The organism is Photorhabdus thracensis (assembly GCF_001010285.1).
Lineage (GTDB): Bacteria > Pseudomonadota > Gammaproteobacteria > Enterobacterales > Enterobacteriaceae > Photorhabdus > Photorhabdus temperata.
Genome location: NZ_CP011104.1, coordinates 3,370,970 through 3,392,607 on the forward strand (window position 1 = coordinate 3,370,970; position 21,638 = coordinate 3,392,607).

Genomic DNA, 21,638 nt, shown 5'->3' on the forward strand with positions numbered 1-21,638 from the left:
TCCCTCTTTTCATTTCCTACATGAAAACATACCGCGTATTAACCGACAGCTACTGTGAATCATGAACAAAAAGCGGCTAAAAAACGCGACGCAAACGATGTCTTAACGTAAAAGTTATCACTGAAAACAAAAATGAACCATAAGTAAAAATAGGGCCCAATTTAGTAACAACAAAAAAACATGCTGTGAGTATGCAGAATTTTTAACTATTAAAATGAGCCATAATACTCAAAATTAACAATTAACTTTAGAAAACACACATTTTCCATTAAGAGCTGACTGAAATATGAATAAAATCACCTATCCATATTTCAGTGATGCATGAGAAAAAATAATCGATAAGAAGAAGCTAAATTAGATTTTTTCAGCTGAACAGGATGGCGAAGAGAGCCAGCCCGGTAAGTCATTCAACCCCATTGCCTGACGAAGTAATGGAGGTTTAATTCCGGGTAAATTGTCTGCCAGTGATAACCCGACATCCCGCAAAAGTTTTTTCACTGGATTATTGCCGTCGAACAACTGACGAAACCCCTGCATTCCAGCCAACATGACAGCGGCACTGTGTTTACGGCGGCGTTCATATCGACGTAAATAGAAGTGCTGACCAATATCTTTTCCCTGGCAATGCAGACGACGCAATTCACCTATGAGTTCAGCCACATCCATAAAGCCCAGATTCACACCCTGTCCTGCCAATGGATGAATGGTATGAGCAGAGTCTCCCACTAAGGCCAGACGATGAGCGGCAAAGTTACGGGCATAACGGCCGGTCAGTGGAATTGTTTGGCGTTCACTGATCAGCTCACACTGACCAAGACGCATATCAAAATCCACCGCTAGTTGCCGGTTGAAAAGCGTGTTATCAAGCTGTTTGTACTGATCTGCCGCTTCACCCGGCAGTGACCAGACGATAGAACACAAATGTGGATCAGCAAGAGGCAGAAACGCCAGAATACCATCACCATAAAAGACCTGACGGGCAACGCTGCCATGAGGCTCTTCAGTGCGAATAGCCGCCACTAACGCATGATGTTCATAATCCCAGAATGTCAGGGGGATATCCGCATGCTGACGCAACCATGAATGAGCACCATCAGCGCCAACCACTAAACGGGCGGTTAGCATGCGACCATCGGATAATGTCATGAAAGCTTCATTTTCCCCCCAGGCAATCTGTTGTAAAGCCGTAGGCGTCAGCATGGTCACGTCCGACAGGCTTTCCGCTTTTTTCCATAACATCTCACGGATAACCCGGTTTTCAATGATATGACCAAGATATTTCAGGCCATATTCAGCCGCGTTGAATCGAATGCGGCCAAAGCTATCCCGGTCCCAAACTTCTATTCCCTGATAAGGGCTGGTACGCATATCCAGAATCTGTTGCCACACGCCAAGATGTTGTAACAGGCGCTCACTGGCAGCATTAATTGCAGAAACCCGCAAAGCATATTCTTCTCCGGCATAAACCGATTGAGCAGGCGGATAGCTTTCTACCACAGCCACCCGTAAACCACTGCCCTGTAAGCCACAGGCAAGTGCCAGACCCACCATACCGCCACCAGCGATAACCACATCAAATGATTGCATAATATAACGTCCTCTTATTTTGTCTGCTTATCTGCGGTTATCTTTGGACGACCCAGCCCAGAGTCTGACGGGCCAGCATATCCCGCACAGGAGAGAATTTTTCCATCGCCATCAAGCCAAGATTGCGCCCAACTCTTAATGGAAAATAGTGATTGGCAAATATCCGTATCAATCCATCAGTAATACCAATGGTATTTTCCCGATCTAAAACCCGTTGCTGTTGATAATTAGCCAAAACCGGGTAAGCACCAATATCCTGACTAGTCGCAAAAGCCTCAGAAACAATCTGAGCCAGTGTCATCACATCCCGCATACCAAGATTAAAACCCTGGCCGGCAATCGGGTGTAATGTTTGTGCAGCATTACCCACCAGCGCCAATCGATGGCTGACTTGTTGGTTTGCAGTGGATAGTGTGAGTGGATAACTGTGGCGCCAGCCGGTTTCCAACATTTTGCCCAGTCGCCAGCCAAATGCACGCTGTAACTGCTTCAGAAACTGCTCATTATCCCAGCCAGCTATTTCCCTTCGCCGATCCAACTGATGGCACCATACCAATGAGCTCCGCCTCCCAGACATCGGCAGCAAAGCCAGTGGGCCATATTCCGTGAAACGCTCAAATGCCCTGCCCTGTGGATGCTCTGACGTCAGCACATTAGTAATCACGGCAATCTGTCCATAAGGGTGCTGATGCCACTGAATATTACAGGCTTGACCAATCGCAGAATGGCTGCCATCTGCGGCGACCAGCAATTCACCTTGCAGTTGATCGCCATTGTCCAGGGTAACGGTCACTGATGATATCGTTCTTTCAACGGTCAGAACTTTGGATGGACAATATAATGTCACGCCGGGAGCATTTTTCAGTAAACCGAACAAGCACTTGCCAGCATCATGCAGTTCGACAACATTACCTAAAGCCGGAATGTGATATTCTTTCGCATAAAGGTTCACGAACCCTGCATGACCACGGTCACTAACATGAACGTGAGTTATTGGTATCACATAATCTTCCAGAGCAGACCAAACCCCGATCTGTTGTAGACGCTGACAAGTACCGTAAGCCAGCGCTATCGCTCTGGCATCAAAGCCGGGGTGCTTCTGCTTCGGCTCTGCTGCTTCAATCAGGGAAACATGAATCTGCCCCTTGCTCAGGGAAGATATTGCCAGCGCAAGTGTCGCGCCGGTCATGCCCCCTCCAACGATAATCACGTTCATATCTTAACTTAACCCTGTTTTGCTTTCGCCATCAGAGCTTCAATCTCATCAGCTTCTTTAATCACACTGGCTGTCAGGTTTTCGTTACCGGTTTCAGTGATCAAAATGTCATCTTCAATTCGGATACCGATACCACGATATTCCAGCGCCACATCGGCATCCGGTGCAATATAAAGCCCGGGTTCAACCGTTAATACCATTCCTGGCGCCAGAATACGGTCACGTTCTGCGCCATAGTGCCCAACATCATGCACATCCAGACCCAGCCAATGGCTGAGGCCATGCATAAAGAACTGGCGATAGGCTTTAGTTTCGATTAAATGTTCAACCTCACCGTGCATAATGCCCAGTTTCACCAGCTCTTCCACCATAATCCGCACAACATGTTCTGTTACTTTGTTGATGCTGGTGCCCGGTTTATACAATTCTAATGAAACCTTGAGTGTTTTCAGTACGATATCGTAAATTTCACGCTGGGCGCGGGTGAACTTGCCATTCACCGGGAAAGTACGGGTGATATCTCCGGCATAACCTAGATATTCACAGCCTGCATCAATCAACACAAGGTCACCCTCTTTCATCCTGCTTTCGTTCTCGGTGTAGTGCAGAATACAGCCGTTTTCACCACTCCCGACAATCGTATTGTAAGAAGGATAACGTGCACCCTGATGCGTAAATTCGTGATGAATTTCAGCTTCCAGTTGATATTCAAACATGCCTGGGCGGCAAGTCTTCATCGCACGCGTATGTGCCTGTGCGCTGATTTCACCTGCTCGGCGCATAATTTCAATTTCTGCCTTGGATTTGAATAACCGCATTTCATGTACCCAAGGACGCCAGTCAGTTATCGTTAAAGGGGCTGAAAGATTACGGCGACCGCCTTTTCTCAGTGTATCCAGCGCCTGGAAGACAATGTCATCCGCATAGGCAAATTCACCCTGTGCGTGATAAACCACATCCAGACCATTTAACAGCTGATAAAGCTCTTCCTGGATATCATCAAAAGGCAAGGCCCGGTTAATGCCCAGTTTTTCTGGCGCCGTTTCTTGCCCAAGACGACGGCCAAACCAAATTTCCGCCGTCAAATCACGTGTTCGATTAAAAAGAACACTATGATTATGCTTATCATCACTTTTAATTAATATCAGCACAGCTTCCGGTTCATTGAATCCAGTCAAATAAAGGAAATCGCTGTGCTGGCGATAGGGATATTCATTATCCGAATTTCGGGGCGCAGGCGGGGCAGAAAAAATAATCGCTGCGCTGGCCGGAGCCATTTTTGCCAGTAAAGCCTGACGGCGGGATAAATATTCTTGTTTGATCATACCCTCTCCTGCGACTTAGTTAATTATTTTGAGTTCAATAAACAGCAATTAATGCAATGTTGGCTTATCATTTTTTGCCATTGAAACAGCTTTAGGCTGAGTAAAAGCGATATAGCAAAGCTGCGCGGCAACCCGCACATACTCAAGAACCTCTTCCAGCGCCTGAGCCAGCTCTTCTTGATCATCACCTTCTTCATAGCCAAGCAGACCGATATTACGCAAATCACCCACAATCTCATCGACCTCTTTTTTATCGGTGAGTTTTGGTTGCGCAACACCCAACCCCAACAAGAAATGGTTCACCCAGCCAGCCAGGGCATCCGCCCGTTCAAACACATTATCTTCCTCATCGGGCAACAATAAATGGAATGCAAAATGACTGTCATCCAATGATTCAAATGTAATTTCACGTAATTCACGCAATTGTTGAGCTAATGGATAGGAAAAAGCCAGTCCATCATTGGCTAAATCATGAACTAAAGCTTGCCAACTACTATCACGGTTGCCACCGCACAGTAAGCCACTAATCAACCCATGCATCTCAGCCGCTGTCAGCGCCACTGACTGCTGATGTAATATTTCGTCAAAAGATTGATAATCTGGTAATGAATTCTGTATAGACATGTGTATTGGTCATCGTTGACGGTGTAAGTTCATGCTATGCTACCACCAAGGGGAGTCGCTATACCAGACAGCAGCCATAGCTAATCGTGAGTTGTCTGTCGGTATCGCACTGTAATGATTGGCGTCTTGCTTTATCCTATCATCAGGAATGAAAGCCAGAGCGCAGTAATAAGTCAGGAAGGGGTCATGTCTGCACAACCAGTAGATATCCAGATTTTTGGGCGGTCATTACGTGTCAATTGTCCATCAGAGCAAAAAGAAGCATTGCTGGCTGCCGCGGTGGAACTTGAACAACGTTTAGAAGATTTAAAAGAACGCACCAGAGTAACCAATACTGAACAACTGGTTTTTATTGTGGCATTGAATATCTGTCATGAGCTGGCACAAGAAAAAGTGAAAACCCGTGACTATGCCTACAATATGGAACAAAAAATAAAGATGCTTCAACAGACTATAGAACAAGCATTAGTGGAGCAAGGTCGCATCACTGAGCGCACTATTGCGTCAAATGAATGAATTCTATTGATAAATCATACATTAGTGAGTGAATCATTCTATAATTTAGTTGCTTTCTGTATTTAGTTTCATACAATAGGTTATATAAAGTTGCTTAGTAAGCGTAAGCGCTGAATAAATTTCTCTGAGATGTTCGTGAACGGGGAAAGTCCCCTGAGCCGATATTTCATACATGATAGAATGTAGTGCTCCGCAGCCGGTGTGCATGCTCGGTCCGTCCGAGAAGCCTTAAGGATGCGATGCTGCGTTCACCTTGAACCAAGGGTTCAAGGGTTACTACCTGTAACGGCATCTTGGAGAACCCTAAATTTAATCACTACTCGCATTAACAGGCAGGTTCCATGCTATCAGATCCCCTGTTATCACTCAGACAAAACATCAGAAAGAAAATACGCCGGCAACGCCGTGAACTCCCCCCTGAACAACAAGCCCTTTTTGCAAACCAAGCCGCGGAAAAAGTTGTCAACCACCCCAGAATTCACCAAGCCAATAAAATTGCACTATTTCTTTCATTTGATGGTGAACTTGACACCCGACCGCTAATCAAGCAACTCTGGCAACAAAACAAACAGATCTATTTGCCTGTATTGCACCTTTTCAGTCGCTACCATCTGTTGTTTTTAAGCTATCAGCCAAATACACAACTTGTCAGAAATCGTTTCAATATAGAAGAGCCGCCACTGGATGTTCAGCAGCTTTTACCATTATCTGAGCTGGATATCATGATGATCCCGCTGGTTGCTTTCGACCGCACAGGACAGCGACTTGGAATGGGAGGTGGCTTTTACGATCGTACATTGAGACAATGGCAACAAAAAAATTTCTATCCGATTGGTCTGGCTCATAACTGCCAATTAGTCGATACATTACCTTCAGCCGAGTGGGATATCCCATTACCAGAAATCATCACTCCTGAAAAAATCTGGCAATGGCAGTAAAAAAATGGGCACCTTACACAAAGCGCCCATTTGCGGCATAGCAAAATAATCAGTAAAGCAGGCGAGAACGGATAGTACCCGGCAACGCTTTCAGTTCCTGAAATACCATTTCAGCCTGAGCAGGGTTCTCAGTCACAATATCAATCACCACATATCCCATATCCCCACTGGTACGCAGGTACTGAGCGGCGATATTAATATCCTGTGCAGCAAACACTTGGTTAATGCTATTCAATATACCTGGACGATTTTCATGAATATGTAAAAACCGGTTGGTATCATCAGCATGAGCAGGAAGAGAAACTTCCGGGAAGTTGACTGCTGATAAAGTAGAACCATTATCAGAGTATTTCGCTAACTTTCCTGCTACTTCATAACCAATATTTTCCTGCGCTTCCTGTGTAGAACCACCGATATGCGGAGTCAGCAATACGTTATCAAATTTAAGCAAAGGCGACTCAAACGGATCATTATTGGTTGCGGGTTCAACCGGGAATACATCTACAGCTGCCCCTGACAGGTGTTCACTTTCCAGTGCTTCACACAACGCCGGAATATCCACCACTGTTCCGCGTGAAGCATTGATCAGGATAGAACCCGGTTTCATCAATGCCAGTTCCTGCGTACCCATCATATTCTTCGTTGATGGCGTTTCTGGTACGTGTAAACTGACCACATCACTCATATTCAGTAATTCTGATAAATGACGAATCTGATGGGCATTACCTAATGGCAGTTTGTTCTCAATATCGTAGAAGTAGACATCCATACCAATACTTTCAGCCAAAATACCAAGCTGAGTACCAATATGACCGTAACCGATAATACCCAGTTTTTTACCGCGCACTTCATAACAGCCCTTAGCCTGTTTATCCCATACGCCACGATGCGCTTTAGCATTTGCTAAAGGAATACGGCGCAGTAGTAACAACAGCTCACCAAGTACCATCTCAGCAACAGAACGGGTATTAGAAAATGGTGCGTTAAAGACGGGGATACCCCGTTTGGCCGCTGCTTTAAGATCAACCTGGTTGGTGCCGATACAGAAGCAACCCACAGCCACCAATTTTTCGGCTGCCTGGAAAATATCTTCTGTCAATTGTGTGCGAGAACGGATCCCAACAAAATGGGCATCACGAATTGCCTCTTTTAACGCCTGAGAATCTAACGCCCCTTTATAATATTCGATATTGCTATAGCCCGCTCCCCGCAGGTTTTCTACCGTGCTCTGATGTACACCTTCCAATAGCAAAAATTTGATCTTGTCTTTTTCCAGAGATACCTTAACCATTTACCCTGCCTATTGTTACGTCAATTTTCATTACATTTAAGTTTCATTCTCTCAACATAACAAAAAAACAGACACGGCAATACAAACGATTGCTATTCCTACCAAATAAGTCTTAATAAGATAGTTATTGTGCGGAATAAAATGATATGGAGAAGAATAAAGTCAGGATTTAGATTATCTAATAATCAGATATATGAGATATATCACTAAATTTCCACTTATTATTAAAAGTAAAAAATTTTTAAGGGCGAAAGGTTTCGCCCTCTATGAGCAATATTATTGAGTAATGGTTTTCACTCCATCTAATGTTCCCATCAATACAACATCCGCACCCCGATTAGCAAACAGACCGACAGTGACTACACCGGCGATACGATTAATTTTATTCTCTAACTCAACAGGATCGATAATTGCTAAATTATGCACATCCAGGATCACATTGCCGTTATCAGTCACAACGTTCAGGCGATATTCTGGTAAACCACCCAATTTAACCAATTCACGGGCAACATATGAACGGGCCATGGGGATCACTTCAACTGGTAAAGGGAATTTACCCAATACATCAACTTTCTTAGAAGAATCAACGATACAAATGAATTTCTTCGCTATTGCAGAAATAATTTTTTCGCGAGTCAATGCGGCACCACCGCCTTTAATCATCTGCATATTGCCATTGATTTCATCCGCGCCATCAACATAAATATCAAGAGAATCCACTTCATTACAGTCGAATACAGGAATTCCCAGGCTTTTTAACTTTTCGGTAGAAGCCTCAGAGCTGGATACAGCCCCCTCAATTTGGTCTTTAATTGAGCCAAGGGCATCAATAAAATGCGAAGCCGTTGAACCCGTCCCCACACCGACAATCGTTCCGGGAGTGACAAATTCGAGCGCTGCCCAACCTACTGCTTTTTTCAGTTCGTCCTGAGTCATATCAATTCACAACCTATATCAGTTACAAGGAAAGCCTGTCAGCTAGTATAAACAATAATTTGCCTCATCTACCGGAAAAATATGGCATAGTGCTATGCAGAACAATCAATGGAGAATCTTTCTGTAATGAAACGCCCTGATTACCGAACACTGCAAGCCTTGGATGCTGTGATCCGTGAGCGCGGTTTCGAACGCGCAGCCCAGAAACTCTGTATCACCCAGTCCGCAGTTTCTCAACGTATCAAGCAGTTGGAAAATTTGTTCGGTCAGCCTCTGTTAGTGCGCACCGTTCCTCCACGCCCCACCGAACAAGGGCAAAAGCTGCTGGCGCTACTGCATCAAGTAGAATTATTGGAAGAACAATGGCTAGGTGATGAATCTGGTACAGATACTCCACTGCTGCTTTCACTGGCAGTTAACGCCGATAGCCTGGCAACCTGGCTGTTACCGGCACTGCACCCAGTGCTCGGTGATTTACCGATTCGGCTGAATATTCAGGTTGAAGATGAAACCCGTACTCAAGAACAATTAAGAAGGGGCGAAGTTGTTGGGGCAGTCAGTATTCAACCGCAACCATTACCTGGTTGTCTGGTGGATAAACTAGGAGCATTGGATTACCTGTTTGTTGCGTCACCAGAATTTGCTACCCGATATTTTCCAAATGGGGTTACCCGTTCAGCATTATTGAAGGCACCCGCGGTAGCGTTCGATCACCTGGATGATATGCATCAGGCATTTTTACAACAGAACTTCGATTTATCGCCGGGCAGTGTTCCATGCCATATCGTCAACTCATCTGAAGCTTTTGTGCAACTGGCAGAACAGGGTTCTACCTGTTGTATGATCCCTCATTTACAAATTGATCAGGAACTGAAAGAGGGCAAATTACTCGACCTGACACCAGGTTTATGTCAGCGTCGGATGCTCTATTGGCATCGTTTCGCACCGGAAAGCAGAACAATGAAAAAAGTGACTGACGCCCTGTTGAAAATTGGGCGTCAGATGTTAAGACAAGATGACACGGATTAAGGTTTTAGCTCAAACACAACATCAACCTGATCGCTAAAACTGATGGTGTCCTGTTGGTAAGTTTCATTCACACCAGCAGCTCCTGACGCCAGCACGACATCATTATTGCGGTATTTCATGTAGGAAATATCTGGTGCTCGATAATTGATGCTGTATATCGGGCCAAGTTTACTGTTAAAGCCTTTCGCTAATACATCAGCCTGCTCAATCGCATTCTGAATGGCTTTTTGTCGGGCTTCATCACGATATTTTTGTGGATCGTCCACACCAAACTGAACGGATGAGATCTCATTCAAGCCAGCTTTTAATGCACCATCAAGCAGAATATTAAGATGATCCAACTTACGGACCTTCACTTCCACCGAACGGATTGCACGATAACCTTTTAGCACAGACTTGTCGGATTCTCTGTCATACTCATAGTCAGGTTGAGTACGCAGATTCGCCGCATTAATATCTTTCTTTTCAATACCATTCTCTTTTAGAAAATCAAAATACTTAGCAACAAGCTCATCAACCTGTTTTTTAGCGCCAGAAGCATCTTTGGCAGAAATATCGACGTTAATTATCAATGTTGCCATATCCGGTTCTGCTTTAATTACCGCATTACCAGAAGTCACAATATGAGGGACCACGGGTAAATCAGCTGCCTGCGCAGAGAGCGGTACGCCTCCTGCACTTAACATTGCAGCTAACCCTAATGATTTTAATTTCACCACAACCTCCGTAGAAAATCTGTCACAAAAAGAGTCTATCCCCGGAAAAACCGAAACATGCATGGGATAAATAAAACACTAACACACCCACTGTATGCAAAAAAGTGTTCAGGTTAACCAGAAATTATCAATCCCTGTTTAGCAAGTTGCCAGGCTATATACCACATGACAATACAGATAAATCCATTAATAATTCGTTGAGAATGTGGCTTATTCAGTACAGGGGAAAACCAGGCAGCGAGGAATGCTAGAGCAAAAAACCAGCTAATGGAAGCGCTTGCAGCACCAAAAGTAAACCAGGGCCTGAGTTCTGAAGATAATTGACCACCAATACTTCCCAGTATAACCAGGGTATCCAGATAGACATGTGGATTTAACCAAGTGACAGCAAAGATAATCGCAATTACCCGCCAGCGACTCCTCGCTATATTGTCAGCCTGTGTGAGTTCCGCATTCGCAAGCAAAGCCGTACGAAAAGCTCTCCAACCATACCACAATAAAAAAGCAACCCCTCCCCAAGTGACAAATTGCAGTAGTAAAGTTGACTGACCAAGCAATGCACTCCCTCCAAATACGCCGGCACCAATCAGAAAACCATCGCTGATAGCACACAAAGTTGCACTCATCAGATGGAATCGTCTTCGGCACCCTTGCTGCATAACAAAGGCATTTTGTGGACCAAGAGGTAAAATCATTGCAGCACTGAGAAGAAAACCCTGCAAAAATGTCGATAACATAAAAAAATTCCTCAATAATTATTCACTTTGCTCTTCCAATGTTCAGAATATTAAGAAGAATAGCTCATTAGAGGAAATAAATGCTTCTAATCGATCATAAGAAATTTTAATGGTCAGCTAAAAAACCGGCTGTTACGGGAAAAACATTTAGTTAATTCAAAGGAAATTAGGTAAATACACACTTAAAACATTAATTAATCGATTAATTCTGTAAGAATAAGAGGAAGGGGTTATTTTGAAAAAAATTACTGGTTTCATGTTGTTAGCAGTCATTATTATTACTGCACTTACTATCAGAAGCTACTATTTAATTCGGAATGATGTTGAAGAAATATTAAACCAATCTGAAATAATTGAATACTATATTGGTACAGCAAATATTACCGATGTAGAGCTCAGTAATTATCAACCTTTCTTATGTAAAAAAGGCTGTGAGCGCTTTGTCCTTAGAGTACAAGGTGAAAAAGGCTATGGGTCCGTCGCTGCCGATATTAATTTACATGATTCAAGTGTTTTAGCTGCTGTACTTTGCTTGCCCGACAACAAGAAAATAACGCTGACAGAAGATATCAACGATGATTTTGTTAAAAACAATTTTGATACTCTATACCCGCTTAACTTGAAGATGCAGTATTCATAACCTGGAAGTTGTCATTAATACGGCACGACAGGTTCCCGGCCAGTTCCGGTAATATTTCCGTAAAAAAGCGATGTATTGCCTGCTTGAACAAGGTCGTCGAGGCGAAATAATGGTTATTCCTGACTTGTTCATTCATCACCTTCCACAGCCTTTCTATCGGGTTCAGATTCGGGCTGTACGGTGGCAGGTAATGAAGCTCAATATTCATCACATAAGCCCAGTCTTTCACCAGCCTGCTTCGGTGGTAACCAGCTCCGTCAAGGATAATATGAACCTTCTGACTGACCGGATAGGTTTCACGCAGAGCAATGAAAAACTCTGCGATGTGATAACTGTCGATACGGTCATACTCGCGTACTACCGTTTTACTAATATCAGCCAGATTAAGGGCCCCCATCAGGTTCAGACGGGTACGGCTTCCCGTGGTTTTCACCGCGGTTTTCTGGCCTTTTCGCATCCAGCCATAAGCCAGTTTCGTCCCCTGCGTGGGATGGACGCCATCAATGAACAGGATGGGCTCATGGTCTCCGGCTTCCTGCTTGAGTTTCCCGTAGGTTTCTATAAAGGCCCGCTGCTGTTCCGCGTTGAACTTGTGTGGCACGCCGGTCGGCTTTTTATAACTGAATCCCTGGTGGTGCAGCCATTTATTCATGCCGGGAACGGTGTAACGGATATCCCACGCTTCTTTGACAAGGCGGATAACCGCCTGTGTGGTGGGCAGAAGATTTGCGGTCAGATAGGCGATAAGTTCCTGAGTCTGTGTTTCGCTGAGATGGCTCTGAGAGCCGCCATTTTCGGGCTTGATTTTACGGTGATTAAGGTAATCGCTGATATGACGATGAACGGTCGTTTCATGAAGACGCAGGGCCTGAGCGATCATGACAGAACTCCAGCCCTCAGAGGCCAGGAGGACCGCTTTGATGCGATCACACTCTCTCTTATCACGGCAGGTGTGATGGAGATGTTCAAGTTCGGCTTTTTGTTCATCGGTAATGAATATTTTCATGACAGATACCATGAACCTCATTTGGGCGAAAATCAAGCAGTTTCAATGATTACGGGTATATGTCAATAAAATAAACCTGCTGGAATAAGCTGGATAGTCCGCGCCATTCAGAGGGTGTCGCAAAAGGCCAGCATTGACAATAAACCCACAGAGATTTATTGCCTGTTATTGGAACTGACAACCCAGACAAGCTAAAAATAGCCCATGATATCAGGGCAACGGCCCTTGATAAGTTATACGCTATGACGTTTAGTGTAAGCAGACGGCTCCCGTTTTCGAGTGAATAAGGTCATAAAAGAGCTGGGCCTAAAGGAAGAGCGCAGATTTTAATGGATAACATGAGCTTTTGCGACACCCTCTTCACGGCGCGGCACCTAATTTACAGACAAAAGCTTATAGCCTCTTCACATAATCGGATTATCATCATCAAACCCATCGCTTGACTAACCGCTCATTTTATTCTGCACCGCAACCTGATTCTGATGCAAATAAACATCCATTTGTGGATAGGGAATACCAATATTGTGTTTATCCAATGTACGTTTAAAGTTTTCCATCAAATCCCAATAAACGTCCCAAGCATCACCATTGGTCGTCCATACACGCACAACAAAATTCAGCGAAGAAGGCGCCATTTCATGCAAACGGATTGTCACACCGCTATCATGCTGAATACGACTGTCTGCCGCAATAATATCACCCAGTACTTTTTTGACTTCATCAATATCCGCATTATAGGCAACACCGACCATTATTTGCGTCCGACGGTTCGGTTCACGGCTGGTATTAATAACATTATCTGCAATAATTTTCCCATTCGGGATAACAATAATTTTGTCATCGGCTGTACGCAATGTTGTAGAGAAAATCTGCACCTGAACCACAGTGCCCTCAACTGCGCCCAAGATAACATATTCACCGGCCCGTATTGGCCGGAAGGCAACCAACAATACACCGGCAGCAAAGTTGGACAAAGAACCCTGTAAAGCCAAACCAACGGCTAAACCTGCGGCACCGATAACCGCAATCACCGACGCTGTCTGAACCCCTAATTTGCCCAAAACAGCGATAATCGTGAACGCAATTACCGAATAACGGACAATCGCAGCCAGGAAATCTGACACAGTTACATCAATGTCACGCAACGACATAACTCTTTTCACACCCTTGCTGATCAATTTTGCCGCCATCAACCCCAAAACAAGGATTAGAACAGCAGCAACCATATTGACCAGATACTGAATGATTAAATCCTGATGATTAATAAACCAGCTTGTAGCCTCATTAATACCACCAGACAGACTGATATCTTCCATTAAAACCACCTTGATTATTTAGCTATTAAACTATAATTAACAAAATTACCTAATTGCTACTCTTCATAGCAAGTATCGACAGCAAGAAAAAACCTATCGCACCAGAAAATTATTCTGGTTTATATACAAATACTTACCAGTAGTCTTTTCGCAAAATAAAATCCCGATAATCGGACAACATATCAATAAAATCCTTAGTACCACAGAAAGCCAGACTCTCATTATCGTAATAACTCATGCCCTCTTCCATCTCATCAGTTTCAAACTCAAGCTGATTAGCACGAACCATAACTTCTTCGTCATCCATTAGCAGCGTATATTCATGACCCACAAGTTGCCATTGGCGTTCACTGCCCTTGATTTCAGCCAGCGCTGTGGTGATCTTATCCAGCACAGTCAAGTCACCTTTGACTTCTTCATTCAGCCACTGACCAATAGCTTCGTGATCCATTGAGAATCGGCTAGTCACCTGCCCAGTGACACCCAGCAAAAATTCGTAGTCCATCATTATCTCCGGTGCGTTCTTCTTCATTATTTTAATATTTCCCCAGCAATTCCGCCCCAAATCAGCCCACAAACTGGCTAGAACAGGAGATTGCTATTACTGACACAACAGTGTGGTTCTGCACTTGGATGACCGAAATGTGTATCCCCAAGGTATTATGTCTAACTTTCATTGGAAGAGAATTCAGCCTCAAAGCCTTGTATGTTTATGGCAGTTAGTACGAAGTAGGAAAATGGTACTTACCATTAATAATATCTCAGGGAAACAAAAACAGCAAAATCGAACGTTTTGCCTCTGATTGATGAGATACATTCAAGAATATTGCAATACAGCCACTTATTTTTTATCTTGTCTGGAAAAAGAAGATGCTTTCAGGAGTCATTATGATACGACATATCTTTTCGTTAAAGAAAGCGTTTGCATTGCAGAAACTCATCAGTGACCAACATGACGAATATTACCGGTGTGCCTCAAAATACTTAAGCGCGTCGGTTATCGGTTGTAAGCTCTGAATCGCAGGTCAAAAAATTATCACAGTTAGACGGGTTAAAGCAGTGTAAAGAAAGTTTAATCTGGCGTATTTAAGGTATTGCGATTTTTTATAATCGGTTGTTTAATTAGTTTATGAAAAACTTTATTCCTTGTTGAAAACGTTATTAAAAAAGTTTTAACAGTTTTTTACTACTTTTGATATCTGCTTTTTATTAAGTTTAATCATCATGGTATATCGTGTTTTAAGTTCAACGAATGTTAATCATACATGTTTTATCTTTGTTGATGCTGTCTTACTGGCAATCCTGAGAGGTTTTCATAAATCATTACCCTTTATTTTCCCTTCATAAGTCAACCAGTAAATAGCCTGGTGATATAAAGATGACCCTTTATGTTTTTTCGAATAATTCTCTTTTCTTTCAGGGGTTAAACCCTGCCAAATTAACCATTTTATCTCTTTTTTATTACGTTATTTTTATGGTTTTCTCGTTTGCTGTATTTGATTTTTCAGATTTAAAACCCGTTTTCTCTGATGTTTTCTCTTCCGATGTCAGTATAGTATCAAATTTTTTACCCGACTTTAAAAACCCTTAATCACTTATTTTTACCTTTAATGATTAAAGTTTTTACCTGTTTTTTCATGATACGCTTGCCATTTTTTCCAGATTTTAAAACCATGCTGACAGACAAAAACAGCTTTTCTTAAAAATTATTTTTGAAATGGGAGGTTTTTACCTCCCATTCGTTCGTATTGCAATATATCGGAATTACACCGTGGTTTGGAAAATCACATCATCCGCTTTTTCAGTGTATTGATTCAGTTGATCAAAATTGAGATAACGGTAAGTATCTTCCGCAGTCTCATCAACTTTATCCATAAATTGCTGATATTCTTCCGGTGTAGGCAGACGTCCTAACAGAGAAGCCACCGCCGCTAATTCAGCCGATGCCAGATAGACGTTCGCTCCCGTTCCTAAACGGTTCGGGAAGTTACGGGTTGAAGTAGAAACCACCGTTACACCGTCAGCAACGCGCGCTTGGTTACCCATACACAGGGAACAACCAGGTATTTCAACCCGTGCCCCACTCTTACCAAAGATGCTGTAATAACCCTCTTCAGTGAGTTGAGCCGCATCCATCTTGGTTGGTGGAGCAACCCACAAGCGAGTTGGCAATTGGCCTTTATGCTGATCCAGTAATTTACCGGCAGCACGGAAGTGACCAATGTTAGTCATACAAGAACCGATAAAGACTTCATCAATTTTGCTGTTAGCTACATCAGACAGTAAACGCGCATCATCCGGATCATTCGGTGCACACAGAATTGGTTCTTTGATTTCAGCCAGATCGATTTCGATAACAGTGGCATATTCCGCATCAGCATCGGCTTCCAGCAGTTGAGGATCTTTCAGCCAGTTTTCCATACCTGTTACACGACGTTCCAGTGTACGGCGGTCACCATAACCTTCAGCAATCATCCATTTCAGCAATACAATATTGGATTGCAGGTATTCGATAATCGGCGCTTTATCCAGTTTAATCGTACAACCTGCCGCAGAACGTTCCGCGGAAGCGTCTGCCAGTTCAAATGCTTGTTCAACTTTCAGATCTGGTAAACCTTCAATTTCAAGAATACGGCCAGAGAAGATATTTTTCTTACCTTTCTTTTCAACGGTTAGAAGACCTTGCTGAATCGCATAGTAAGGAATCGCATGCACCAAATCACGTAAAGTGATGCCCGGTTGCATCTGCCCTTTAAAACGAACCAGCACAGATTCAGGCATGTCCAGAGGCATTACACCCGTTGCAGCCGCGAATGCCACCAAACCAGAACCTGCCGGGAAGGAAATACCTATCGGAAAACGGGTATGAGAATCACCACCCGTACCTACGGTATCAGGCAACAACATACGGTTTAGCCATGAGTGAATGATGCCGTCACCCGGACGCAGGGAAACACCACCACGGTTCATGATGAAATCCGGCAGAGTATGGTGGGTAGTGACGTCAACCGGCTTAGGATAAGCAGCCGTATGGCAGAATGATTGCATCACCAAATCCGCAGAGAAACCCAGACATGCCAGGTCTTTCAGCTCATCACGGGTCATTGGACCGGTAGTATCCTGAGAACCAACGGAGGTCATTTTAGGTTCACAATATTCACCTGGGCGAATACCCACAGTACCACATGCCCGGCCAACCATTTTCTGAGCTAAGGAGAAACCACGGTTACTTTTCTCAACCGCTTTCGCCTGACGGAATACATCACTTTGCGGTAAGCCAAGCGACTCACGCGCTTTACTGGTTAAACCACGCCCAATAATCAGTGGAATACGACCACCCGCGCGAACTTCATCCAGCAACACATCGGTTTTCAGTTCAAATTCAGCCAGCAGCTCGTTGGTTTCGTGATTGCGTACTTCGCCTTTATAGGGATAGATATCAATCACATCACCCATATTCAGCTTGGTCACATCTATTTCGATTGGCAATGCTCCCGCATCTTCCATCGTATTGAAGAAGATTGGCGCGATTTTACCGCCCAAAACAACGCCACTACCGCGTTTATTTGGTACAAATGGGATATCTTCGCCCATAAACCACAGCACTGAGTTAGTGGCTGATTTACGGGAAGAACCTGTACCGACAACATCGCCGACATAAGCCAATGGGTGGCCTTTTTTGTTCAGCTCTTCAATCTGTTTGATTGGGCCAACGGTGCCAGCTTGATCTGGTTCTATACCTTCACGGGCGTTTTTCAACATAGCCAGAGCATGCAGTGGAATATCAGGACGTGACCATGCATCCTGCGCAGGAGATAAGTCATCTGTGTTTGTTTCACCCGTCACTTTAAATACAGTTACTGTGATTTTTTCTGCCAGTTCAGGACGTTCCAGATACCACTGCGCATCTGCCCAAGAGTGCATAATTTGTTTAGCTTGTGGATTACCGGCTTTCGCTTTTTCTTCTACATCATAGAAGTTGTCAAACATCAACAAAGTATGAGAGAGCGCTTTAGCTGCAATGGGAGCCAGTTTTTCATTATCCAGAGCATCAATCAGGGGGTGAATGTTATAACCACCCTGCATAGTTCCAAGCAGCTCAACCGCTTTTTCTGGCGTGATTAGCGGTGACGTGGTTTCACCTTTTGCAATGGCGGCAAGAAAACCGGCTTTTACATATGCCGCTTCATCAACACCGGGGGGAATACGGTTAATCAGTAGATCTAACAGGAAATCTTCTTCACCTTTTGGTGGGCTCTTCAGTAACTCAACCAGCGCCGCCGCTTGCGCTGCGTCCAATGGCTTAGGGACGACGCCTTGGGCTGCACGCTCGGCTACGTGCTTGCGGTATTCTTCTAGCACGACTTTCTCCTCGCTCTCATTGTCATTTTATCTACCCGGCTGTCTGCACCCGCCTTAGAACCTGTATCATCAGGCTATTGTGTTTTCGCAACAATAACGCAACGCCCACTGGGACAGGCTGTTAGTTATGGTTCTGGGTGCCAGGTCAGAGGATTGCCGGCATAACCTAATCAGTTCAAGTTATGCCGAGCTTCGGGCACCCAGCATATCAAAATTTGAATGCGATGTTAATTCGTTCACATAAAAGTAACATTAACTGATAGTAATATTCTGAATTAGCAGTAGATAACGCTATTAAAGCAGATTATTCCGCTGATTTTTGCCAGTAGCGCCCACAAAAACCACACTTTTTATATCCTATTTTTTTTAACAGGTCATACCAGGTATCGAGTAGGAAGCGGGATCACTCCCGCTGTCCTCTCACACCACCGTACATACGGTTCCGTATACGGCGGTTCATGTTAACGCTGGAACTGCTGTTGCTGTTCCAACGTTGATTAATCACTGAAAAAAATCAGCTTGCGATTGTTAAAAAACTCATCTCATAAATGGTTTTCATTGAGCAATTTTTATAAAGCTAATGATTTTATATTTTCTGCTCCGTATTTAAATTTTTCCATCATCATTATTATCCCAGAATAGATTATTTGTATTATATTTTAGGCTTTTATTGAGTGCGCAGTAAAAAAAGACAACAATAACTGGCCAAATAAATACAAGAATCGAAACCCATAATGGCCAATTCCATACATCTACAGCCAGAATCAGGCTGAATGTAAAAATAACAAGAATAAACGGTAAAAACCTAGAAATTATAGCAAAAATGTAAATAGATACAATAACAGTAGACACTTTGGCTGGAATAGTCCACCACGCCAAATAAACACTAAAAATATAATCATTAAGCGTCAATACTTGCATCATGACAGTAAAAAGAGAGGAAAATACAATAATCGCTATAATAATATTGCAAAACTTTATCATCTCAAACCAACCCTATAATCATTAGTTTAAATCTAAATCACGTTAATCTGGTGGAGGAGATTTATTGTCTCTAACCACCGGGTGCTCATTATTTCCAATCAAGGGAGTGTAAATTAATAGGTGACATTACTTTATTTTCCAGTAATCAATGGAATCTCTGTTTAAATCAACTCTGCCATCAGGGTATTCAACTCTTGAAGGTTCTTTACCCGGTGGGATAATAATTTTCGGCATCTTGGTTTCATCCAGCTTAGGTTTATAGATGATTTTCCATTCTGCGCCAGGTGTTAACCTAAATCTAAAATGACGCATACCAGATTCACCCTGTAAGAATATACTTTTCGGGAATCTATCAGATATTTCCAAAACAGGGTAAATAGCTGGATGGTAATCTAGAATATTCAATTATTCATTTTCGCTAATATTAGTCTGAATTGCATCATTGATGAATGCAGTTAAACCTGTTCCCCCTCCTCCCTCATATATAACAGCATCTTTCACCAGATGACTGACATCAGTATAACTTACTGATACAAAGGCTCGGTTAATTTTCCATTTGCACCGACCACCACCATTAAAAGGTAATTTCGCCTGAAAGTAACCCGTTTGTGGATCGGCCTTTACTTTCAGACGAAGACCATTATAGGTTGGCACTTTAAAAGGCGACATGTTGGAATCCAGACGATATTCAAGGCAATCTTTTGAAATATATTCTGCGGATACATACGGCTCCGTGTATTTCGGAGCAACCCCTTCTACAGTGATCCACTGATTCTCTTTGGGAGGGGAAAGAGGTGCATCTGGGTCTGCACAACCTGATATTAATATAACCAACAAGATCAATAAGAATTTCTTGATATTTATCATAGTAAATCTTCCTCGATCCCTATAGCGTTATCTGCATAGTGTATTAAAGCCAATGGACCTTGTTTATCCTGTTGAGTACAAATCAAAGCTTGTTTCAACTGATGATCCATCTGTAAAAATAGTGCATCGCGTTGCCGAATATCTGAAACAATATCAGTTCGTTCATTCAATGTTTTTTCAAATAATTGCTCCTGATCTCGGAAAAAATGGTATTTATCCGGTGCAATCAATTCTGCAAGTCGTGCACCAATAATGTCTCTACTTTATAAGGCAACTTCGAGACATCCACCATTTGCCGGTTAAAAAAGTGGGTCACAGATCCTTCAACATCAACATCACCATCGGCATAAGCCAGTACACTCATCAAACACTGGTTATACGCATTAACCAAGGAATACTCTTTTTGATGATGCAACAACAAAACCCAAGCCCGAAACGGACAGACTTCCAGTACATACCGGCAGTTTAGTGGGTGGGAATAAAACCCTTTTGGTTCTGGGTTTGGGAAATGATAAGGTGGTGGAATATCTTCAGGATCCCATCCCTCAATCACCGGCGATCCATCACTGATCTGCCCGATAGTCACATAGCGGTATTGATGGCCTTCCGCTTCTGCTTTGGGCTTCACCACCGACGCCGCTTCACCGCGTATTTCCCGCAACGGACGTTGTTCCATTTCATCCGCCAATGATTGGGCGTGGATATACAAGGTCATCGGATAAGCTGTCAGGTCTTCTTCCCTGAGTACCCCGAAACCATCGGTTACCCCCTGACGCACATAACCTGGAGTTCCGTGACTGATCAGACTATAAGGCAGGTTGACCAGCGGCTTCCCCTGTTCATCCACGAACTGAAATTCTACCCAGTGTCTCAAATACTTCTTACAATCTAAACCTAAACGCGGATCTGATATACCCATTGGTTTGGCTTCCTTCTTTTAACCTTACATATAGGCACGCAGCCCAAACATCCTGTGCTGAAAATCTCACAAGGTTTGTTCCGTCCGGTGATACATAACCTTCATCACCAGAAAAGCGCCCATGCTTAGGGATTAAAATAATTTATTTCTTTACCCAAGAAATAAACCCGTAAAAATCCCACTATCACAGATAAACATCACAGCTTATGCAGTGAGTAATAGTAAGTTGAACGACAGGAATACAAAAATGAATCCCAATCAATTAATCCCCGTGAATAAGGGGAACAGGATATGAACTTTCTTTCATACAGGTCATATGATGTAACCTGTTTAATAATCATTAAACAATCACAAAATGGCAAGAAAAATTTTCATTTTTTTGAAATTTACAAAAATATAAATTTGTAACAAAGTATTACAAATTGTAAAAAAGCATTAAAACCTGAATGCGAATTCAATTATCTTCAATCTAATTAAAGTATAAAACGGAAAGCAATACTCTATCTTATCAGAAAAATAAACCCATGATAGATAAACAACCTCGAATTCATTTACATTCCATATAACCACCACTAAAAAACACATAACACATTAATTTTTAATTAAAAGATATATTTATTACAACCTAT

18 protein-coding genes, 1 other RNA gene and 2 pseudogenes are annotated in these 21,638 nt (G+C 43.1%); 6 read left to right on the top strand and 15 right to left on the bottom strand.

Annotation, left to right across the window (positions count from 1 at the left end):
• Window positions 1-354 precede the first annotated feature (354 nt).
• The 4 genes from ubiI to VY86_RS14520 are packed head-to-tail and all read right to left on the bottom strand — an operon-like array spanning window position 355 to window position 4,752.
• On the bottom strand, window positions 355-1,587 hold the full coding sequence (gene ubiI, locus VY86_RS14505; protein ID WP_046975465.1) for an FAD-dependent 2-octaprenylphenol hydroxylase: 1,233 nt from the start codon (window positions 1,585-1,587) through the stop codon (window positions 355-357).
• Window positions 1,588-1,624: 37 nt separating this feature from the next.
• Window positions 1,625-2,803, bottom strand: coding sequence for a 2-octaprenyl-6-methoxyphenyl hydroxylase (ubiH, locus tag VY86_RS14510; protein WP_046975466.1), 1,179 nt, complete (start codon window positions 2,801-2,803; stop codon window positions 1,625-1,627).
• A gap of 8 nt (window positions 2,804-2,811) precedes the next feature.
• Entirely contained in the window at window positions 2,812-4,128 is a 1,317-nt protein-coding gene (pepP, locus tag VY86_RS14515) for a Xaa-Pro aminopeptidase (RefSeq protein ID WP_046975467.1), read from the bottom strand.
• 48 nt (window positions 4,129-4,176) lie between these two features.
• Window positions 4,177-4,752, bottom strand: coding sequence for a YecA/YgfB family protein (locus VY86_RS14520; protein WP_046975468.1), 576 nt, complete (start codon window positions 4,750-4,752; stop codon window positions 4,177-4,179).
• Window positions 4,753-4,938: 186 nt separating this feature from the next.
• Between VY86_RS14520 and zapA the strand changes: the two genes are divergently transcribed.
• The 3 genes from zapA (at window position 4,939) to VY86_RS14530 (ending at window position 6,206) form a co-directional block, all read left to right on the top strand.
• A complete protein-coding gene (gene zapA / locus VY86_RS14525; protein WP_046975469.1) occupies window positions 4,939-5,268 on the top strand; it encodes a cell division protein ZapA in 330 nt (109 codons plus the stop codon).
• A 118-nt stretch (window positions 5,269-5,386) separates the two neighbouring features.
• Window positions 5,387-5,572: non-coding RNA, 6S RNA (ssrS, locus tag VY86_RS23565), on the top strand.
• A 37-nt stretch (window positions 5,573-5,609) separates the two neighbouring features.
• Window positions 5,610-6,206, top strand: a complete 597-nt coding sequence (locus VY86_RS14530) for a 5-formyltetrahydrofolate cyclo-ligase (RefSeq protein ID WP_046975470.1) — start codon at window positions 5,610-5,612, stop codon at window positions 6,204-6,206.
• A 49-nt stretch (window positions 6,207-6,255) separates the two neighbouring features.
• Here VY86_RS14530 and serA read toward each other — a convergent pair whose 3' ends face one another.
• The gene (serA, locus tag VY86_RS14535) at window positions 6,256-7,497 is read right to left on the bottom strand and encodes a phosphoglycerate dehydrogenase (protein ID WP_046975471.1); all 1,242 of its coding nucleotides are present in this window, start codon (window positions 7,495-7,497) and stop codon (window positions 6,256-6,258) included.
• A gap of 276 nt (window positions 7,498-7,773) precedes the next feature.
• On the bottom strand, window positions 7,774-8,433 hold the full coding sequence (rpiA, locus tag VY86_RS14540; RefSeq protein WP_046975472.1) for a ribose-5-phosphate isomerase RpiA: 660 nt from the start codon (window positions 8,431-8,433) through the stop codon (window positions 7,774-7,776).
• A gap of 126 nt (window positions 8,434-8,559) precedes the next feature.
• On the opposite strand from rpiA, the gene VY86_RS14545 reads away from it, so the two are divergent.
• On the top strand, window positions 8,560-9,462 hold the full coding sequence (locus tag VY86_RS14545; RefSeq protein ID WP_046975473.1) for a LysR family transcriptional regulator ArgP: 903 nt from the start codon (window positions 8,560-8,562) through the stop codon (window positions 9,460-9,462).
• Here VY86_RS14545 and VY86_RS14550 read toward each other — a convergent pair.
• Window positions 9,459-10,178: an oxidative stress defense protein gene (locus tag VY86_RS14550; RefSeq protein WP_046975474.1), complete on the bottom strand. Its 720-nt coding sequence runs from the start codon at window positions 10,176-10,178 to the stop codon at window positions 9,459-9,461. The genes VY86_RS14545 and VY86_RS14550 overlap by 4 nt on opposite strands.
• Window positions 10,179-10,291: 113 nt before the next feature.
• Window positions 10,292-10,915: an arginine exporter ArgO gene (gene argO, locus VY86_RS14555; protein WP_046975475.1), complete on the bottom strand. Its 624-nt coding sequence runs from the start codon at window positions 10,913-10,915 to the stop codon at window positions 10,292-10,294.
• A gap of 235 nt (window positions 10,916-11,150) precedes the next feature.
• On the opposite strand from argO, the gene VY86_RS14560 reads away from it, so the two are divergent.
• Window positions 11,151-11,555, top strand: a complete 405-nt coding sequence (locus tag VY86_RS14560; protein WP_046975476.1) for a hypothetical protein — start codon at window positions 11,151-11,153, stop codon at window positions 11,553-11,555.
• Here the strand turns inward: VY86_RS14560 and VY86_RS14565 are convergent.
• The 3 genes from VY86_RS14565 to VY86_RS14575 all read right to left on the bottom strand — a co-directional run bounded on the left by VY86_RS14565 (window position 11,530) and on the right by VY86_RS14575 (window position 14,382).
• The gene (locus tag VY86_RS14565; protein WP_046976622.1) at window positions 11,530-12,561 is read right to left on the bottom strand and encodes an IS630 family transposase; all 1,032 of its coding nucleotides are present in this window, start codon (window positions 12,559-12,561) and stop codon (window positions 11,530-11,532) included. The two genes, VY86_RS14560 and VY86_RS14565, sit on opposite strands and share 26 nt — an antisense overlap.
• 443 nt (window positions 12,562-13,004) lie before the next feature.
• On the bottom strand, window positions 13,005-13,877 hold the full coding sequence (gene mscS, locus VY86_RS14570; protein WP_046975477.1) for a small-conductance mechanosensitive channel MscS: 873 nt from the start codon (window positions 13,875-13,877) through the stop codon (window positions 13,005-13,007).
• Between the two features lie 133 nt (window positions 13,878-14,010).
• Window positions 14,011-14,382, bottom strand: coding sequence for a YacL family protein (locus VY86_RS14575; protein WP_036839032.1), 372 nt, complete (start codon window positions 14,380-14,382; stop codon window positions 14,011-14,013).
• A gap of 383 nt (window positions 14,383-14,765) precedes the next feature.
• Here VY86_RS14575 and VY86_RS26240 point away from each other — a divergent pair, with 383 nt between their 5' ends.
• Window positions 14,766-14,894 carry a hypothetical protein gene (locus VY86_RS26240; protein ID WP_274521079.1) on the top strand — a complete coding sequence of 43 codons (129 nt, stop codon included), beginning with the start codon at window positions 14,766-14,768 and terminating at the stop codon, window positions 14,892-14,894.
• Between the two features lie 747 nt (window positions 14,895-15,641).
• On the opposite strand, the gene acnB is transcribed toward VY86_RS26240, so the two are convergent.
• The 4 genes and pseudogenes from acnB to VY86_RS14605 all read right to left on the bottom strand — a co-directional run.
• Window positions 15,642-18,239, bottom strand: a complete 2,598-nt coding sequence (gene acnB / locus VY86_RS14580) for a bifunctional aconitate hydratase 2/2-methylisocitrate dehydratase (RefSeq protein ID WP_046975478.1) — start codon at window positions 18,237-18,239, stop codon at window positions 15,642-15,644.
• 1,110 nt (window positions 18,240-19,349) lie between these two features.
• Window positions 19,350-20,090 (bottom strand): annotated as a pseudogene (locus VY86_RS24195) (hypothetical protein).
• On the bottom strand, window positions 20,087-20,320 hold the full coding sequence (locus tag VY86_RS25950; protein ID WP_046975482.1) for a hypothetical protein: 234 nt from the start codon (window positions 20,318-20,320) through the stop codon (window positions 20,087-20,089). Before VY86_RS25950 ends, VY86_RS24195 begins: the two are co-directional and overlap by 4 nt.
• Window positions 20,321-20,340: 20 nt before the next feature.
• A pseudogene (locus VY86_RS14605) lies at window positions 20,341-21,009 on the bottom strand (lipase family protein); the annotation flags it as partial.
• Window positions 21,010-21,638 lie beyond the last annotated feature (629 nt).

Excerpts from the sequence above, each read along its gene's own strand:
- ubiI (WP_046975465.1), bottom strand. The coding sequence starts at position 1,587 with ATGCAATCATTTGATGTGGTTATCGCTGGTGGCGGTATGGTGGGTCTG.
- ubiH (WP_046975466.1), bottom strand. The coding sequence starts at position 2,803 with ATGAACGTGATTATCGTTGGAGGGGGCATGACCGGCGCGACACTTGCG.
- pepP (WP_046975467.1), bottom strand. The coding sequence starts at position 4,128 with ATGATCAAACAAGAATATTTATCCCGCCGTCAGGCTTTACTGGCAAAA.
- VY86_RS14520 (WP_046975468.1), bottom strand. The coding sequence starts at position 4,752 with ATGTCTATACAGAATTCATTACCAGATTATCAATCTTTTGACGAAATA.
- zapA (WP_046975469.1), top strand. The coding sequence starts at position 4,939 with ATGTCTGCACAACCAGTAGATATCCAGATTTTTGGGCGGTCATTACGT.
- VY86_RS14530 (WP_046975470.1), top strand. The coding sequence starts at position 5,610 with ATGCTATCAGATCCCCTGTTATCACTCAGACAAAACATCAGAAAGAAA.
- serA (WP_046975471.1), bottom strand. The coding sequence starts at position 7,497 with ATGGTTAAGGTATCTCTGGAAAAAGACAAGATCAAATTTTTGCTATTG.
- rpiA (WP_046975472.1), bottom strand. The coding sequence starts at position 8,433 with ATGACTCAGGACGAACTGAAAAAAGCAGTAGGTTGGGCAGCGCTCGAA.
- VY86_RS14545 (WP_046975473.1), top strand. The coding sequence starts at position 8,560 with ATGAAACGCCCTGATTACCGAACACTGCAAGCCTTGGATGCTGTGATC.
- argO (WP_046975475.1), bottom strand. The coding sequence starts at position 10,915 with ATGTTATCGACATTTTTGCAGGGTTTTCTTCTCAGTGCTGCAATGATT.
- VY86_RS14565 (WP_046976622.1), bottom strand. The coding sequence starts at position 12,561 with ATGAAAATATTCATTACCGATGAACAAAAAGCCGAACTTGAACATCTC.
- mscS (WP_046975477.1), bottom strand. The coding sequence starts at position 13,877 with ATGGAAGATATCAGTCTGTCTGGTGGTATTAATGAGGCTACAAGCTGG.
- VY86_RS14575 (WP_036839032.1), bottom strand. The coding sequence starts at position 14,382 with ATGGACTACGAATTTTTGCTGGGTGTCACTGGGCAGGTGACTAGCCGA.
- VY86_RS26240 (WP_274521079.1), top strand. The coding sequence starts at position 14,766 with ATGATACGACATATCTTTTCGTTAAAGAAAGCGTTTGCATTGCAGAAA.